We start from the raw sequence: 14,284 nt of genomic DNA, 5'->3' as shown, positions 1-14,284 counted from the left end.
ACTCTTGAGGCGCAGGCGTGAGGACGCGGTTGCCGATTGATGTTGTGTTGCCGATTGGCCGGTTGCCGTCAGGGCAGCGTACGGTCCAGAATCAGCACAATCAAAAAATTGTCATGGATACACCGCCGATGCCCCGCGCCCGTTACAAAACCCTTGTCGACCGATTCGCCGCGCAGATCGCGTCTGGTGAGCTGGCGCCCGGGACCCGCCTGCCTACCCATCGTCAGTTGGCGGTGGTTGAAGGCCTGGCGCTGGCTACGGCGTCCCGGGTCTATGCCGAGCTGGAAGCCATGGGCCTGGTCAGCGGCGAAACCGGGCGCGGCACCTTTGTCCGGGAAATCGCCCTGCCGCTCAGCCATGGCGTCGATCAGCAGACCAGCGTGCCCGGCGTACTTGATCTCAATTTCAACTACCCAACGCTGCCGGGGCAGGTCGAGCTGCTGCGCAGCGGCCTTCGCCAACTGGCGTTGTCGGGTGATCTGGAGGCACTGCTGCGCTATCAGCCCCATGCCGGCCGAAGCCATGAGCGTGCGTGCATGGCGCGGCACCTTGCTGCTCGGGGTGTGGTGATCCAGGCCGAGGAGGTGGTGATCGTCAGCGGCGCGCAGCATGGCCTGGCGGTCACGGTGATGGCGTTGCTCAAGCCGGGCGATGTGGTGGCGGTGGATGCACTGACTTATTCGGGCTTCAAAGTGGTGGCCGACGCGCACCGGCTGGAACTGATCGCGATCCCCTATGCCGATGACGGCCCCGATCTGAACGCGCTTGAGAAGCTCTGCCAGCGGCGACGGATCAAGGCGGTCTACACGATGCCGACGCTGCACAATCCCATGGGCTGGGTGATGGACCTGCCGTGGCGCGAACACCTGGTGCGCATCGCTCGACAGCATGGGTTGCTGTTGATCGAAGACGCGGCGTATGCGTTCTTGGCCGATAACCCGCCCGCGCCGTTGAAGGCCCTGGCGCCGGAGTTGACCGTCTACGTCTCGGGGTTCTCGAAAAACGTCGCGACCGGGCTGCGGGTGGGGTATGTCGTTGCGCCGCTGCAATGGGTTTCGGCCCTTGAGCGTGCGATCCGGGCGACGATCTGGAACACGCCGGGGGTGATGACGTCGCTGGTCTGCGGCCGGATTGAGGACGGCACCGTCGCGCGTCTGGAGGCGGAAAAACGCTTCGACGCCCGGGCCCGACAGACGCTCGCCCGGGAGCTGTTAATCGGGTTGAACGTCATCAGTCACCCGGCGTCCTATTTTCTATGGGTGCAACTGCCGGAAGACGCCAGGGCCGATCAGGTGGCCATGGAGTTGCTGGCGAATAAGGTGGCGGTCTCGACTGCCGAACCCTTCGCCACCTCCAGCGTCATCCCCCGTGGCATTCGCCTGGCGTTGGGCTCTCCGGATCTGGATGCATTGCGGGTTGCGTTGCAGGAAGTACGTCGGGCGGTCGGCCGCTACGTGTATTGAAGGGTGCGAAAGGAGAGGGCGGCAGCGGGCTTTGTTGAGGCATCGGTAAAGGTGTTTCTCAAAGCGCATACCATTCCTGAAATCGATAGTGACCATCACGGTAGGCGAGTTCTCTTTTTCCCGGAAGAGAGGAGGATGGCCTCATACCGAACTTGCTTGAGAAGGACGCCACGCGATGAAAATTTCAACCCTGCTGACCCTCATCGCCGTGCTGTCCAGCGGTTTCGTCGCAACGGGTCCTGCTGCTGCAGCGGGCACTGTTTCGGCGGCGGACGCCGAGGCGTGCCATTTGCTGCCGGTGGTCGAAAGCCGGGTGGCACTGCAGTCTTCTCAAAGCGTTGGCGTGCTCTACAGCGAAAACACCGTCAGCACCCTCGAATACCTTGAGCGTTATCACGCGGTGGCGCTGAAGGGTGTCAAGAACGGCGGGCTGGATTCGCGCATTCGCGAGGCATTTGTCAGCAGCTCCGATCCCAAACTGGCGATGGACTGGCTGAAAGGTTCGCTGCAGAAGCAGTTCGCATCGGTGACTGTGTACGACAACCTCGATGCGCTGATGCAGGCGCGGCCTGATGTGGTGGTGATGCTCGACACCTACAGCCGCCTGGTGTCCCAGCGTAACTCACAGGTGGAAGCGCGCTTCATCGCCACGTTCTACGATTCGAACCTGCAATACATCGGCAAGGCTGAAGGCCTCGGCGCCAAAGAGCTGACCTCGGTGTGGGTCCACGACAAAGCTGCCCCGGAGATCGCCGCGCAGATCAACCAGCAGCGCGACCTGCAGATCAATGCCCTGAAGCAATTTGATGCCTCGCTCAAAGCGCTGGTGACCACAGGTAATTCGGCGGAAGTGGCGAGTAACTGATCACAACCCGCAATTGCTGGAGCATACTTGCCCGCAATTGCGGAGTGTCTGATCGCCCAGCAGTCCAAGTCGCATCGCAATCGCGGGCAAGCGCGCTCCTACAGTGCGTATGGCTTCGGTCCTTTTGTATTGCCGCTTCATCCTCTGCCCATTAAAAACCGCTGCGCCCTTGAGAGGGGGCCAGCGGTTTTTTATTGACCAGCGCCGCCGTATTCCTGCTTCAGGCTCTGCTGTCCGGCGCTGGACGTGTCAGCGCTGCGGATCCATGAACTCGCGCAAGCGGTGCTGCAGCCGGTCCACCGCATTGTCCATGGCCAGAAACGCCTCGACCGTCATCACCTGCCAGCGCTGGCCTTCATCGCCGAATACCACCTGATCGAACAAGCCCTCGGCCACTTCAGCGACAAAGAACCAGGTGTCGAGCCCGTTGACGCCCTGACCCGGGTAGACCCGTTTGTGGATGAAGGAAGCGGGGTCGAGGACGAGGCCGAATTCTTCCATCGTCTCCCGCACGGCGCATCCTTCCGGCGTCTCGTCGCCCTCGCGCCCGCCGCCGGGCAGGTCCCACTGATCCGGCCAGGGAATCTCCGGTTTGTCATCGCGTTGGTAAGTGAGCAGCGTGCCGTTGCACAGAATCGCGACTTTCGCGCCGGAGAAGGGATGTACGAACATGATTGCGCCTTGATGGAGTCAGTGCGGATAACCTGGCACTTCCAGGCTGAGGCATCGTCGTGCAGCCAGTGGGACTGACACACCTTAGCCAATCTGGTGGTACCTGCTTCAGCCGGGAAGGCGTCAATCGTCACACCAGAAAACTCATGGTGCTCAAACCGACGTCTTCCCGGCTAAAGCCGGTCCTACTAAAGCATCGGGTGCATCCAGTCAGATTGATCTACTCCAATTAAACTGACACACCGCGTTCCCCCTTGGTAGGACCGGCTTCAGCCGGGAAGGCGTCAATCGTCACACCAGAAAACTCATGGTGCTCACACCGACCTCTTCCCGGCTAAAGCCGGTTCCACTAAAAGCATCGCGTGCATCCAGTCAGATTGATCTACTCCAATTAAACTGACACACCGCAGCCAACCTGGTAGGACCGGCTTCAGCCGGGAAGGCGGCAATCGTCACACCAGAAAATTCATGGTACTCACACCGACCTCTTCCCGGCTAAAGCCGGTCCTACATAAGCGTCGCGTGCATCCAGTCAGATTGATCTACTCCAATTAAACTGACACACCGCGTTCCCCCTTGGTAGGACCGGCTTCAGCCGGGAAGGCGTCAATCGTCACACCAGAAAATTCATGGTGCTGACACCGACCTCTTCCCGGCTAAAGCCGGTCCCACTAAAAGCATCGCGTGCATCCACTGGTACTCACACCCATGTGCCCCACCCCGGGAGAAACGATGAACCACCAGACACTCAAAGACGCCTACACCGGCTACATCGCCTGCCTCAATCGCCAGGACTGGTCTGCCTTGGGAGACTTTGTCGGCGAGGACGTGCATTACAACGGCGAGCGCGTCGGTCTGGCCGGCTATCGGCAGATGCTGGAGCGGGATTTCCGCGCCATTCCTGACCTGCGTTTCGTCATCGATCGGCTGATCGCCGAGGCACCGCACATCGCCGCGCGGCTGACGTTCGATTGCACGCCGGTGGGCGAGCTGTTCGAGGTGCCGGTGAACGGGAGGAGGGTGAGGTTTACGGAGAACGTGTTCTACACGTTTGAGGCGGGGCGTATCGTCAACGTCGAGTCGGTGATCGACAAGGCGGCGGTGGCAGCCCAGGTGCGGAAGTCCTGAGCCGCCGAATGGGCTGGCAGCGCTGTTGAGTCAGAGAAGAGTCAGCAGCGCCACCCCTCCATCAATGCAACGCGCTGGCGCGGTTTTTGGCGACGTCTTCGGCTTTGACCTCGCCGTCGCTCTGACCGAACCGACGCAGCACGAAGGTGCTCACGGCCGCCAGTTCAGCATCGCTGTAACTGCGGGCAAAATCCGGCATGCGCTGGTCGACCCGTGCAGCCGTTGGCGTATGACCTTCCAGCAGCGTCGCCATCACGTTTCGGCCTTTGGGGTCGTTGACGGTTTTCAAGCCGGCCAAACCGCCCGCCGGTGATTGCCGGCCACTGCCGTCGATCTGGTGACAGGCCACGCACGTGTCGTTGAACAGCTTCTGGCCAAGACCCTTTTGCAGCGCGGCATCGTTCACCGCCATGGTTGGGCGGGGGATGCCTTCGCTTCTCGCCGGCGTGCTCTTGAGGTACACCGCGATGGCTTTCAGGTCAGCCGGGTCGAGGTAGCGCAGGCTGTGCTCGACGGCATCACCCATTGGCCCGCCCGCGCCGCCGAAACCAGCCGCGTAGCCCTTCGACAGGTAGCTGACGATAGCGTCTTCCGGCCATGCGCCGATGCCGTATTTAGCGTCGGAACTGATGTTGTAGGCCATCCAGTTGCCCAGTTCTGCGCCCGCCAGAGAGTTGCCGGTGCTCATCGCCTGGAAGATGTTGCGTGGCGTGTGGCATTCGCCGCAGTGGCCCGGGCCCTGCACCAGATACGCGCCGCGGTTCCATTCAGCCGATTGCTTGCTGTCCGGAACGAAGCGTTCGTTGGACGCGAAGATCGCGTTCCAGAACATCATTCCCCAGCGCTGATTGAACGGGAAGGAAATCTTGTTCTCAGGCGGCATCTGCTTCACCGGCTCAAGGCTGAACAGATAGCCCTTGATCGCCAGAATGTCCTCCCGGGACATCTGCGTGTAGGAGGTGTAAGGGAAGGCCGGGTAGTAATGCTTGCCGTCCTTGCCCACGCCTTTTTGCAGGGCGTCGACGAACTCGTCGTCGGTCCAGTTGCCGATCCCGGTCTCTTTGTCCGGGGTGATGTTGGGCGAATACAGGCTGCCGAACGGCAACTTGAATTCCAGCCCGCCGGCGTACGGCTTGCCGCCCGGCACGACGTGGCAGGCCACGCAATCAGCCGCGCGGGTCAGGTATTCGCCCTTGCTCATCGCCGGGGTGTCGCTCGCGTAAACGGTGCTGGCCAGCAAACCGGCCACAAGTCCGAGCGCAGTGTGGAAAACTTTCATGACGCGCTCCTCAAACAGTGAAATAGCCAAAGCGGCTCAACGGCAAACGACGCTCACGCACACCGGTCGCGGCGTACACCGCATTGACCAGCGCGGCCGCAGCGGGCACGGCACCGGTTTCACCAACACCGCCAGGGGTCTCGACGCTGTCGACGATGTGCACCTCCACCGGCGGTGCGTCGCTCATGCGGATCTGCCGGTACTCGTGGAAGTTGGTCTGCTGCACGTGACCCTTCTCGATGAGGATTTCGTTGAACAGCGCGGCCGACAGACCGAACAGCGTGCCGCCTTCCATCTGCGACGCGACGGAGGTCGGGTTGGTGGCAAAGCCACAGTCGATGACCGTCACCAGCCGTTTGATGCGCAGGCCTTTGTCGCCTTGCTTCTCCAGCTCGACGATGGTCGCGACAAAGCTGCCGAACACCGCCGTCACCGCCACGCCTCGACCGGAACCGGCAGGCAGTGGCTTGTCCCACTCCACCAGTTGCGCGGCTTTGGTCAGCACCGCTTGAGCGCGGGGTTGCGACTGCATCAGCGCCAGACGGTATTTCACCGGATCGACTTTGGCGTTGTGCGCCAGTTCGTCGATGAAGCACTCGATGGCGTACGTGCTGCGCAACGGTCCGACGCCGCGCCACCACGAAACCGGAATCACCTCCGGGTCGTGACGGATGTAGCGCACCTGCAGGTTGGGCAGGGTGTAGATCGGGTCCTTCGCCACTTCGACGGCATCGCCATCGACCCCGTCAGCCGGCAATTCGCCGATGTAGGCGGCGACCACCGAGGCACCGGCGATGCGATGCTCCCAGCCCACCGGCCGCAGGTCTTTGTCCAGCGCCGCATTGAGGCGGTCGACGTAGTGCGGACGATATCGGTCGTGGGTCATGTCCTCTTCGCGGCTCCAGATCAGCTTGATCGGGTAGCTCAGCTGGCGCGCGATGTCCACGGCCTGGAAGATGAAGTCGGACTCCAGACGACGGCCGAAACCGCCGCCGATCAACTGGTTGTGGATCACCACCTTTTCCACCGGCATGCCGCAGACTTTGGCGGCGCCCGCCTGGGCCATCCCCGGCGCCTGACAGCCCACCCACAACTCGCACGCGTCGGTGCGCACATGGGCGACGCAGGTCATCGGCTCCAGCGGGGAGTGGGACAGGAAGGGTTGCTCGTAGATCGCTTCAAAGCGGCTGGAAGCGTTTTTCAGTGCGCCGGCGATGTCACCGGACTGGTGCGCAAACACACCGTCACCGGCGCTCGCGTCGAACAAGGATTTGTCCAGCTGGGCTGAATCCAGACCGGCATGGGGGCCGAGGTCCCAGTCGATGTCCAGCGCCTTGAGCGCTTGCTGACAGGACCAGAAATTGCTCGCCGTCACCGCGACGGCGTTGTCCAAACGGACGATATCGCGCACGCCGGGGACCTTGCGCGCGGCGTCTTCGTTCTTCACGCCGCGCAGCGTGCCGCCGTGAACCGGGCAGGTGAGGGTGGACGCAATCAGCATCCCCGGCACTTGCAGGTCGATGGTGAATTTCGCCGTGCCGTTGACCTTGTTCGGTGTGTCCAGTCGCTGGACCGGTTTGCCCAGCAGCTTGAATTCGCTGACGGCTTTGAGCGGGATCTCGGTCGGCAGCGGTAATTTCGCGGCGGCGTCGACCAGCTCGCCGTAACCGGCACTTTGACCGTTCGGGCCAATGACCCGGCCGTTCTCGGCGTGGCACTGGCTCGGCGCGACTTTCCAGCGCATGGCTGCGGCCTGGATCAGCACGATGCGCGCACCGGCGCCGGCCTTGCGCAGGGGCTCCCAGCTGTAGCGGGTGGAGGTCGAACCGCCGGTGGCCTGAAAGCTCAGCAGCGCATCGGTGTACAGCGCTGCGTTGGGCGGCGCTTCGGTGATGGTGATCTGGCTCAACGGCACTTCGAGCTCTTCGGCGACCATCATGGCAATGCCGGTCTGCACGCCCTGGCCCATTTCGATCTTCGGCGAAATCAGCGTGACGGCGCCGCTGTGATCAATGCGCACGAAAGCGCCATAGCCTTGCTCGGCGTTGTCGCCCAGGCTGGCGCCGTTGACCAGATCGGCGGCGAAGCTGCGGGTGATCGTTGCCGGCAGGTAGGTGCCGATGACCAGCCCGCCCAGCAACGCACTGCCTTTGAGCAACCCGCGACGCGAGAGCATCGCGGCAGATGATTGTGATTCGGACATGATGACTTCCTTCAGGCCTGGCTGACGCTTTTGATGGCGGCGCGAATGCGGGTGTAAGTGGCGCAGCGGCAGAGGTTGCCCGACATGGCGTTGACGATCTGCTCGTCGTTGGCTTTGGGGTGTTCCTGCAACAGCGCGACGGCGGACATGATCTGCCCCGACTGGCAGTAGCCGCATTGCACGACTTCGTGGTCCAGCCAGGCTTTCTGTACCGCCTGCCCCACGGCCTGCTCGCCGACCGCTTCGATGGTCGTGACCTTGCGGCCTGCTACGGCGCTGACCGGCAGCACGCATGAACGCACGGCCTGGCCGTCCAGGTGCACGGTGCACACGCCGCACTGGGCAATGCCGCAGCCGTATTTGGTGCCGGTCAGGCCCATCACGTCGCGCAGGACCCACAACAATGGCATGTCGTCGGCGACATCCAGGTTGTGCTCCTGGCCGTTAATCATCAATTTCTGCATCTCAACCTCAGAAGGTCATCACGGTTGACGCACTGCGCCACGAGCAGGCTCGTGAGGCGGCATCAAGGCTTCGGTTTGTTTTGAATAGCGCCGTGCCAGTGGCCAGCGCTTTATAGAGGTCTGCTCGGACATCTTCGGGTCGGGACGAGTCAGCGGAATGAATGGTAGTACGTTCATCATTGGAAATGTTTGATCGTGCGGAAAATATTTCCCGAGGCACAGTTAAATGGCCCGCGACAACATGAAGCGCTCCGGGAAAGTGCAGTCCCCGGTTTTGCCGCACCGAAAAGGGTGTTTGCGCAGGACTGATCAGGTGCGCACTAAGTTGCGGCATTAACAGAATGCGCAAGGGTCTATTACAGGAATTGATCTAATCAATTCGAGCATCGATGACGGTGATGGGCTTTATCGATTTTAAGTATTTATCATCTGCGCCGATCACGAACAGAATGGCCCCAGAAGCAAACGACAAGCGCTTTGCTTAATCACTAATTAATGAACTTCTGGAGAACCACCATGAAAGTATTAGCCTTCGCCGCCCTGTCCCTTGTCAGTGTGTTTGCCGCTGCCGGCGAGCTCCCAGCCACCAGCCAACAGCCTTTGACCCAAGTTGAACAATACAACCGTCACAAAGGCATCGACGTCGCTAAAGTGATCAGCATCAAAAACGCCCAGGACCCACAGAAAGTTGATGGTCCGGTGCAATCCACCATGGTGTATGTTGACCACGCTGGCGTGACCCACACCCTTGACTACACCATCATGGGCTACGGTCGTCAAAATGGTTGATCGCCAGTGCCCTGGCGGCTTCAACTACAAACGCTATAAAAGAAACGCTGCATTGAATGCAGCGTTTTTTTTTGCCCGATTATTGACCTGGAACATCCCGCGGTGTCGTTCGCCATGAACTTGCGCCATCAGCTTATTTGTTTAAAAGACTGATTAAGCTCAGGCATGGATAAGCGTTACGCCCGCCGCTGGATGAAGTCCAGGAATGCTCTCAACGGTGATGGCACATAGCGCCGCCCCGGGTAATACAGAAAGGGCCCGCTGAAACTTGGCCACCAGGGTTCGAGCACCGGCTCAAGTAAGCCGCTGTCGAGATAGGGGCGCAACCAGTCTTCGAACAACGAAACGATGCCCAGGCCGTCGACGGCGGTTTGCACGGCAAGATCGACTGCGCCACCAATCCGAACGGTCAGTGGGCCGGTAGGGTCGACACGTAACACTTCGCCGTCGCGCTCGTATTCCCACAGTGGAATAGAACCGCTGGGGAATTTGCCCCGCAGGCAACTGTGGTTCAACAGATCCCGGGGATGCTCGGGCCGGCCCCGGGCATCGAGATACGCCGGCGATGCAGCCGTCGCGAAACGCTGAACGCGCGGGCCGATGGGAACGGCGATCATGTCCTGCTCCAGGCGGTCGTCGTAGCGGATGCCAGCGTCGCAGCCGGCGGCGAGCATGTCGACGAAGCTTTCCTCAGTGACCACTTCCATGCGGATGTCCGGGTGCGCTTGAAGGAACGGGGTGATAATCCCCGGCAATATCAAGCTGGCGGCGCTGACGGGCACGTTGAGCTTCAGCGTGCCCGAAGGGCGGTCGCGGAAATCATTGACCACGTCCAGCGCGGATTCGACTTCGCCGAGGGCCGGGACAATCCGCTCCATCAGCCGTGCGCCGGCTTCTGTCGGCACGACGCTGCGCGTGGTGCGGTTGAGCAAGCGTACGCCCAGGCGCGATTCCATGCGCCGAACGGCATCGCTGAGGCTGGAGGCTGACTTGCCACTCAGCCGTGCGCCTTCACGAAAACCCCGTGCGTTGACCACGGCCACGAAGGCCAGCAAATCCTGAATGTCTGTCGCCATTGTCCGCTCGCTCGTACAACCCGTGCCGATTGCACCTGATTATCAGCGCATCGGTCAACGCCTATAGTCATCCCACATTCTTGATCACGAGGCGTCACCCATGAGCCAGGCCAGCAAAGCAGGACACTTTTCATTCGGCGGCCGCACCGTCAACCGCATGGGCTACGGCGCCATGCAACTGGCGGGACCGGGCGTTTACGGGCCGCCGAAAGACCACGCTGCCGCCATCGCCGTGTTGCGTGAAGCGGTGGCGGCCGGGGTCAACCATATCGACACGGCCGACTTTTATGGCCCCCATGTCACCAACCGACTGATCCGCGAAGCCCTGCATCCTTATGCCGACGAGCTGATGATCGTTACCAAGGTTGGCGGGTCCCGAGGGGCTGACGCTTCATGGAATCCCGCCAACAGCCCGGCGGAACTGGTGAGCGCGGTGCACGACAACCTGCGCAATCTCGGAGTGGAAGCGCTGCACGTGGTGAACTTCAGGGCGTGGGGCACCGGGCATTCACCGGACGAAGCGTCGATTGCCGAGCAGTTCAGCGCCCTGGCCGAGTTGCAGCGTCAGGGGCTGATTCAGCATCTGGGCCTGAGCAACGTCAGCGCCAGACAGGTCGCCGAGGCGCAGACCATTGCCGAGGTGGTCTGCGTGCAAAACCACTACAACCTGGCCCACCGCGATGACGAGCAACTCATCGCCGAGCTCGGCAAACAGGGCATCGCCTACGTGCCGTTCTTCCCGCTGGGCGGTTTCACGCCCTTGCAGTCGCAAACCCTGTCGGACGTTGCCGCGCGCCTCGACACCTCGCCGATGTGCGTGGCGCTTGCGTGGCTGCTGCAGCGTGCGCCCAACCTGCTGCTGATCCCGGGCACCTCCTCGGTGGCGCATTTGCACGAAAACCTCACCGCCGCCGAGCTGGTGATTCCGCACGACATGCTCGCCGAACTCGACGGGCAGAGCGCCTGACCCCTTCCCGGCTGAAGCCGGTCCTACCCAGAGCACGCGGTGCAGCTGGATGAATGCGGTGTCCTTGTGGGACCGGCTTTAGCCGGGAAGAGGTTGGTGTGAGCGCCATGAATGTTGCGGCGTGACGACCGACGCTTTCCCGGCTGAAGCCGGTCCTACAGGGATCTACGGTGTGTCAGTGAGAGCCCTTACTCACCGCCTGGATTTGCGTCAATCCAGGTCCGACGCATCATGCCGTTCCGGCACTTGCGTGGCTTCATCGCCCCAGGTCCGGTTGACCCGCATGCCGCGAATAACCGCTGGCCGCTGTGCAATGGTTTCGGCCCAGCGCTGCACGTGGGTGTATTCGTGGGCGGCGAGGAATTCGGCGGCGCCGTACACGGTATTGCGTGCCACTTGCCCGTACCACGACCACACGGCGATGTCGGCGATGGTGTAGCTGTCACCGGCCAGGTAAGTGCTTTCGCTGAGGCGCCGATTCAGCACGTCCAGCTGACGCTTGGCTTCCATGGTGAAGCGGTCGATCGCGTATTCGAACTTCTCCGGCGCGTACACGTAAAAGTGCCCGAAGCCCCCACCCAGATACGGCGCAGCGCCCATTTGCCAGAACAGCCAGTTCAGGGTTTCGGTGCGGCCGGCCAGGTCCTTGGGCAGCAACTCGCCAAACTTCTCCGCCAGATACAGCAGGATCGAGCCGGATTCGAATACGCGAATGCCCGGTTCGACGCTGCGGTCCAGCAGCGCAGGGATTTTCGAGTTGGGGTTGATGTCGACGAAGCCACTGCCGAATTGATCCCCCTCGCCTATACGGATCAGCCAGGCGTCGTATTCGGCGCCGCTGTGGCCGAGGGCGAGGAGCTCTTCAAGCAGAATCGTCACCTTGACGCCATTGGGCGTGGCCAGTGAATACAGCTGCAACGGGTGCTTGCCGACCGGCAGGACTTTTTCATGAGTCGGCCCGGCCGTCGGGCGGTTGATGCTGGCGAACTGGCCGCCGGAGGGCGCTTCGTGTTTCCACACGGTAGGCGGGACGTAGGGTGCCTTGCTCATTGAACACATCTCCTGAGGGTCAGTTTTAGCGGGAAGAGTCGAGGCGCGATGGCCCCGACCCTTTAACACTGTTTATCGAGCAGAAGACAGCGGCGGCGTGCGCGGCGGGATCAACCGCTGGCTGCCGATGGATTCGAAAGCAGAAGCGAAGCGTAGCAGCGCGGAGTCATCGTAAGCACGGCCGGCGAAGGTCAAACCCACCGGCATGCCAATGTCGGCCATCACGCCCATCGGCACGGTGACGGTGGGCACGCCGAGGTGGCGGATCGCGAGGTTGCCGTTGGCGACCCAGACGCCGTTGCTCCAGGCGATGTCCGCCGAGGCCGGGTTGACGTCCGCATCGGCCGGGGCCACGTCGGCGACGGTCGGGAACAGCACCGCGTCCAGCCCGAGCCGCTGCATCCAGTCTTCGAGGTCAATGCGCCGGGTGTGTTCCAGCCCGCGCAAGCCGTCCGCGAGGGTGTCGATCTGGTCCCATGGCGTGATGCCGCGCTGGGCCATCTTCACGTATTCGTCCATGCCTGCGGCGAGATCGCCCTCGCGGTTAGGCAGGGTGCCGGGGTCGTGGGGGAAGATCAGCGGGCCGTTGACGTCGGCCAGGCGGTTCAGTTTCGGGTCGCCGTTGGCTTGTAGAAAGTCATCGAAGGCCCAGGCGGTGAGGTCCCACAGTTCGTGGTGCAGAAACGCCTTGGAGACAATGCCGCGGTTGTACACCGTTGGCGCGCCGGGTCGATCGCCTTCGCAGTTGGAGACCAGCGGGAAATCCACCTCGATGACTTCAGCACCTTGGGCTTCGAGTGCGTTGCGCGCCTGTTCCCAGAGGTCGATCACCGACGCGCGGGTGATGATGCGCTGGCCGGTAGGGCCGCCAATGCCGGGTGATTCGGAGGTACCGGCTTGAGGGTCGGCATTGATGTACATGCGCGGCACACCGAAGCGTTTGCCCGCCAGGGTTTGCGGGCTGGCAGCGAGCCCGGTGTAGGACGCCGGGCGCACCGCGTCGACGGCGGGAATGGGCACCCACGGCTGCAAGCGCCACAGGTCGCCGCGTGTGTCGGGGTCTTCGGCGACCACTACGTCCAGCACTTCGAGCAGGTCGGCCATGGTTCGGGCGAAGGGCACGACCACGTCCATGGTCGGCGTCAGCGGCCAGTTGCCGCGCACCGAAATCACCCCGCGCGATGGCGTGTAAGCGCACAGGCCGTTGTTCGATGCAGGTCCACGGCCGCTCGACCAGGTCTCTTCGGCCAGCCCGAACGCCGCGAAACTCGCGGCCGTTGCAGTGCCGGCGCCGTTGGACGATCCGGACGCAAACGGCGCCGTCAGGAAACCCCCGTTGTAAGGGCTTTCGGCGCGGCCATACACACCACGCTGCATGCCGCCATTGGCCATTGGCGGCATGTTGGTTTTGCCCAGACAGATCGCGCCGGCGGCACGCAGCCGCTCGATGGTGAACGCGTCGCGGTGGGCGACCAGTTCGGCAAACGCCGGGCTGCCCGATGCGGCGGTGAGGCCTTTGACCAGATAGCTGTCTTTGGCGGTGTAGGGAATGCCGTCGAGGGGGCCGAGGGTTTCGCCTCGCGCGCGACGGTCATCGGAAGCCTGCGCTTCATCAAGGGCCTGGGGATTGCGCACGACCACGGCATTGAGCGCGGTGGCGGTGTCGGTGCCGTCGTAGGCGTCAATTCGGGCGAGGTAGGCTTTAACCAGTTCGACGGCGGTGGTCTGGCCGTCCTCCAGTGCAGCGCGCAATTGCGCGATGGAGACTTCGGTGACTTCGATCATGGCTGCACCGAACATGAGAGGGTCAGGGGGCCGGCAAGTGGGCTGTCGAATGGGCTTTTGAGTAGAAAGCAGGGGCGTGACAGAAGAAGAGTTGGCATATCGCTTCCCGTTGCGCGGCAGGACCGGGCTGGTTTGAAGCCGACTGAAGCGTGGGTGTGCAACGCAGGCTCAGCTCGGCAGGCGTATTCGTGTGGCGCACATTATGCCTTCGCCATGCCTTTGTCGCGAGGCTTGCGCAGGGGCTCTTCAGGCGGAGCGTGAAAGCGCTGCCGCACATGCGCTATGGCGAAATGCTTACACGCTCTGGGGCAATGTCGCCCTGTACAGCGACGCGCCACAAGCGCAACCTTGGATCCATCAACCGAGGCGCTGGATGTGCTTCGCAGGTCATGGATGATCCACCATTTGCCGGGACGGCTACTGACAGGACGTTGGAATGGTGTTGATAGAAAAGAACCCGCTCAGGCGGGTTTTTTATTGCCCGCGATAAAGTGCGCGGGGCGCTTGGCCAAATGCGCGGGGCGCTTGGGCCGACTTCTGTGG

12 protein-coding genes are annotated in these 14,284 nt (G+C 62.2%); 5 read left to right on the top strand and 7 right to left on the bottom strand.

Features of this window, described 5'->3' with window-relative positions:
• The first annotated feature begins 128 nt into the window (after nt 1-128).
• Together L4G42_RS08450 and L4G42_RS08445 are read left to right on the top strand one after the other, a co-directional pair.
• Nucleotides 129-1,463 (top strand): aminotransferase-like domain-containing protein, encoded by a 1,335-nt coding sequence (locus tag L4G42_RS08450; protein ID WP_237260752.1) that lies wholly within the window; start codon nt 129-131, stop codon nt 1,461-1,463.
• A 175-nt stretch (nt 1,464-1,638) separates the two neighbouring features.
• The gene (locus tag L4G42_RS08445) at nt 1,639-2,328 is read left to right on the top strand and encodes an ATPase (protein WP_237251343.1); all 690 of its coding nucleotides are present in this window, start codon (nt 1,639-1,641) and stop codon (nt 2,326-2,328) included.
• Nucleotides 2,329-2,577: 249 nt separating this feature from the next.
• On the opposite strand, the gene L4G42_RS08440 is transcribed toward L4G42_RS08445, so the two are convergent.
• Nucleotides 2,578-3,000, bottom strand: a complete 423-nt coding sequence (locus tag L4G42_RS08440) for an NUDIX hydrolase (protein ID WP_237251342.1) — start codon at nt 2,998-3,000, stop codon at nt 2,578-2,580.
• A 732-nt stretch (nt 3,001-3,732) separates the two neighbouring features.
• On the opposite strand from L4G42_RS08440, the gene L4G42_RS08435 reads away from it, so the two are divergent.
• Complete coding sequence (locus tag L4G42_RS08435; protein ID WP_237251341.1) at nt 3,733-4,128, top strand: ester cyclase; 396 nt, start codon at nt 3,733-3,735, stop codon at nt 4,126-4,128.
• A gap of 61 nt (nt 4,129-4,189) precedes the next feature.
• Here the strand turns inward: L4G42_RS08435 and L4G42_RS08430 are convergent, their stop codons facing one another.
• The 3 genes from L4G42_RS08430 to L4G42_RS08420 are packed head-to-tail and all read right to left on the bottom strand — an operon-like array spanning nt 4,190 to nt 8,074.
• On the bottom strand, nt 4,190-5,407 hold the full coding sequence (locus L4G42_RS08430) for a c-type cytochrome (protein WP_419789353.1): 1,218 nt from the start codon (nt 5,405-5,407) through the stop codon (nt 4,190-4,192).
• A gap of 10 nt (nt 5,408-5,417) precedes the next feature.
• A complete protein-coding gene (locus L4G42_RS08425) occupies nt 5,418-7,610 on the bottom strand; it encodes a xanthine dehydrogenase family protein molybdopterin-binding subunit (RefSeq protein WP_237251340.1) in 2,193 nt (730 codons plus the stop codon).
• An 11-nt stretch (nt 7,611-7,621) separates the two neighbouring features.
• Nucleotides 7,622-8,074, bottom strand: a complete 453-nt coding sequence (locus tag L4G42_RS08420) for a (2Fe-2S)-binding protein (RefSeq protein WP_237251339.1) — start codon at nt 8,072-8,074, stop codon at nt 7,622-7,624.
• A gap of 516 nt (nt 8,075-8,590) precedes the next feature.
• Between L4G42_RS08420 and L4G42_RS08415 the strand changes: the two genes are divergently transcribed.
• Nucleotides 8,591-8,863, top strand: coding sequence for a DUF2790 domain-containing protein (locus L4G42_RS08415; protein ID WP_237251338.1), 273 nt, complete (start codon nt 8,591-8,593; stop codon nt 8,861-8,863).
• Nucleotides 8,864-9,039: 176 nt separating this feature from the next.
• Here the strand turns inward: L4G42_RS08415 and L4G42_RS08410 are convergent, their stop codons facing one another.
• Nucleotides 9,040-9,939, bottom strand: a complete 900-nt coding sequence (locus L4G42_RS08410) for a LysR family transcriptional regulator (protein WP_237259928.1) — start codon at nt 9,937-9,939, stop codon at nt 9,040-9,042.
• 100 nt (nt 9,940-10,039) lie between these two features.
• On the opposite strand from L4G42_RS08410, the gene L4G42_RS08405 reads away from it, so the two are divergent.
• Complete coding sequence (locus L4G42_RS08405; RefSeq protein ID WP_237251336.1) at nt 10,040-10,906, top strand: aldo/keto reductase family oxidoreductase; 867 nt, start codon at nt 10,040-10,042, stop codon at nt 10,904-10,906.
• 210 nt (nt 10,907-11,116) lie between these two features.
• Here the strand turns inward: L4G42_RS08405 and yghU are convergent, their stop codons facing one another.
• On the bottom strand, nt 11,117-11,956 hold the full coding sequence (gene yghU / locus L4G42_RS08400) for a glutathione-dependent disulfide-bond oxidoreductase (protein WP_237251335.1): 840 nt from the start codon (nt 11,954-11,956) through the stop codon (nt 11,117-11,119).
• 72 nt (nt 11,957-12,028) lie between these two features.
• Nucleotides 12,029-13,741 (bottom strand): amidase, encoded by a 1,713-nt coding sequence (locus L4G42_RS08395; protein WP_237251334.1) that lies wholly within the window; start codon nt 13,739-13,741, stop codon nt 12,029-12,031.
• Nucleotides 13,742-14,284 lie beyond the last annotated feature (543 nt).

This window comes from Pseudomonas petrae, from assembly GCF_021728295.1.
Lineage (GTDB): Bacteria > Pseudomonadota > Gammaproteobacteria > Pseudomonadales > Pseudomonadaceae > Aquipseudomonas > Aquipseudomonas petrae.
Note: the sequence above shows the minus strand (reverse complement) of the source record. Positions and strands in the feature narration are given on the sequence as shown.